The organism is Marinobacter bryozoorum (assembly GCF_023156245.1).
Taxonomy (GTDB): Bacteria; Pseudomonadota; Gammaproteobacteria; order Pseudomonadales; family Oleiphilaceae; genus Marinobacter; species Marinobacter bryozoorum.
On record NZ_JAKZAH010000087.1, the window covers coordinates 1 to 2,473 of the forward strand.

The window sequence follows — 2,473 nt, forward strand, 5'->3', positions numbered from 1 at the left end:
CAATACCTCCCTCATGTAACGAAGCAATGAGCGGGCACGCGATGTTGTCCGGCTGTGCGTGGCATTGACTGACCATTTCGCTCAGAGCCTTCTCAATTTTGACCAGCCTTTCGATCTTTTCGCGCACATCCTTCAGCTTGTGCTCGGCGAGCGCACTGGCTTCTTCACAGTGGGTGCCATCTTCCAGCCGCAGGAGGTCGCTTATCTCGTCGAGACTGAAACCCAGCTGCTGCGCCGTTTTAACAAATGTCAGCCGATCAATATCGGCGGAGCCGTAGCGTCGAATACCACCTGGAGGCCGTTTGGGTTCCGTTATGAGACCTCTCCGCTGGTAATAGCGGATCGTCTCGACATTTACATTGGCCGCCTTGGCCAAGCCGCCAATAGTCAGTGAATTGGCTTTATCCAACATGATGCTTGACTCCGTACTTAACTACGGAAGTAACCTTATCTTATCTAATTCATGGGCAACAGGTTAAACGTCATGTCGACATTCAAATCTAAATCCGGAGGTGCTTCTCTCGCTGTCGGGGGGATGGCTGGAATTCTCGCCTCGGCCTGCTGTCTCGGGCCATTAGTACTTATCACTCTGGGCGTTTCCGGTGCCTGGATCGGCAACCTGACAGCTTTGGAGCCCTATCGACCGCTGTTCATTGGCGCGGCCATCGTCGCCATGTTCTTTGCCTGGCGACGAATTTACCGCCCTGTAGAGCAATGCTCACCCGGTGAAACGTGTGCGATCCCTCAAGTCCGAAAGACCTATAAGGTGATCTTTTGGGTAGTTACGGCACTGATACTGGTGGCTTTAGTTTTTCCCTACGTTTTGCCTCTATTCTACTAAAAGGAGATCTTGCTCATGCGTAAACAGTTTGTACTTGCCATGTTCCTCACTTTGCTCAGCATGTCCTCCTGGGCTGCGTCTCAAACAGTAACTCTCTCGGTGCCTGATATGACCTGTGCCGCGTGTCCGATCACCGTCAAGTTGGCCTTAAGTAAGGTGGAAGGGGTGTCGCAAGTTTCCGTGAGCTACCCTGATCGAGAAGCCGTCGTCACCTTTAACGATGCGCTCACTTCCATAGAGGCGCTCACCGAGGCCACGAGCGACGCTGGTTACCCCTCCACTCCCACGGCCTCCGAGGCGACTCCGGAGGGGCAATGAAGAATCCGAAGAACCTGCTCAGGGTCGGCATAGTAGGGACTATTCTGGTTGCACTATGCTGCTTCACACCGATTCTGGTCATTTTGATGGCCACCGTGGGACTGGCCGCCCTGACGGGCTATCTCGACTATGTGCTTCTTCCGGCACTGGCGGTATTCATCGGCCTGACGGTTTATGCGTTCTGGCGGAAAAAGCACTATGACGCCAGCTACGAGAGCAATTCCAAAGCTCCAAGGAGTTTCCCCAGTGAAAAATGACAACAAACTGCATATTGCGGTAATCGGCAGTGGTGGTGCCGCCATGGCGGCTGCCCTGAAGGCGACTGAACGCGGTGCCCGCGTCACCCTGATTGAACGTGGGACTGTCGGTGGCACCTGCGTAAATGTTGGCTGCGTGCCCTCGAAGATTATGATTCGTGCAGCACATGTCGCGCATCTTCGAAAAGAAAGCCCGTTTGACGCGGGCATCAGTGCTGAGGCTCCTCAGGTAGACCGAGCAAAACTGCTTCAGCAACAGCAGGCACGAGTGGAGGAGCTGCGTGACACCAAGTACGAAAAGATACTTCGAGAACACAAGGACATCACAGTCCTGAACGGTGAGGCCCGGTTTGTCGATACCAATAGCCTGGTAGTCACGCTGGCTGAGGGTGGTAAAAAACCGGTTCATTTTGATCGCGCCTTTATTGGAACCGGAGCCAGACCGGCAGAGCCGCCAATAACGGGGCTGGCAGACACTCCTTACCTGACATCAACCAGTGCCTTGGCGCTGGATACCGTTCCCAAACGGCTGATCGTAATTGGTGCCGGTTTCGTTGCCTTGGAATTGGCTCAGGCATTCGCCAGACTCGGCAGCAAGGTTACTGTTTTAGCCCGGAGCCGTGTGTTGTCCAGCGAAGATCCTACGATCGGAGAGGCCATAGAGGCGGCTTTTAAACGGGAAGGGATTGAGGTGCTTCGCCAGACCACGCCCAGCAACGTGGACTATAGCGACAACGAGTTTATCGTCGAGACGCCTGCCGGCACCTTGCGAGCCGATCAGCTGCTGGTGGCGACCGGTCGGACGCCCAATACTGAGGCCTTGAACCTGGCGAGCATTGGCGTGGAAACTTCACGCGGCGCAATTCAGGTGGATGAGCATCTGCAAACCACGGTCACCGGAATATACGCTGCCGGAGACTGCACCAACCAACCGCAGTTTGTCTATGTCGCCGCTGCCGGGGGCAGCCGGGCCGCCGTCAACATGACGGGAGGCGAGGCCAAACTCGACCTCACTGCCATGCCTGGGGTCATGTTTACCGATCCTCAAGTCGCCACC

General features: G+C 55.4%; 5 protein-coding genes. 4 read left to right on the plus strand and 1 reads right to left on the minus strand.

All coding sequences use genetic code 11. From position 1 onward, the window contains the following. A partial coding sequence (gene merR / locus MLC59_RS19585; RefSeq protein ID WP_248237280.1) for a mercury resistance transcriptional regulator MerR occupies window positions 1-412 on the minus strand: 412 nt, incomplete at its 3' end. 72 nt (window positions 413-484) lie between these two features. Between merR and merT the strand changes: the two genes are divergently transcribed. The 4 genes from merT to MLC59_RS19605 form a co-directional block, all read left to right on the plus strand. Continuing rightward, window positions 485-841, plus strand: coding sequence for a mercuric ion transporter MerT (gene merT / locus MLC59_RS19590; RefSeq protein ID WP_248237281.1), 357 nt, complete (start codon window positions 485-487; stop codon window positions 839-841). A 15-nt stretch (window positions 842-856) separates the two neighbouring features. Next, the gene (gene merP, locus MLC59_RS19595) at window positions 857-1,159 is read left to right on the plus strand and encodes a mercury resistance system periplasmic binding protein MerP (protein WP_011783481.1); all 303 of its coding nucleotides are present in this window, start codon (window positions 857-859) and stop codon (window positions 1,157-1,159) included. Further along, complete coding sequence (merF, locus tag MLC59_RS19600; RefSeq protein WP_104417373.1) at window positions 1,156-1,416, plus strand: mercury resistance system transport protein MerF; 261 nt, start codon at window positions 1,156-1,158, stop codon at window positions 1,414-1,416. The genes merP and merF overlap by 4 nt, the downstream gene beginning before the upstream one ends. Next, window positions 1,406-2,473 (plus strand): FAD-dependent oxidoreductase (locus MLC59_RS19605; protein WP_345799794.1); only part of this gene is annotated, 1,068 nt, incomplete at its 3' end. The genes merF and MLC59_RS19605, both read left to right, overlap by 11 nt.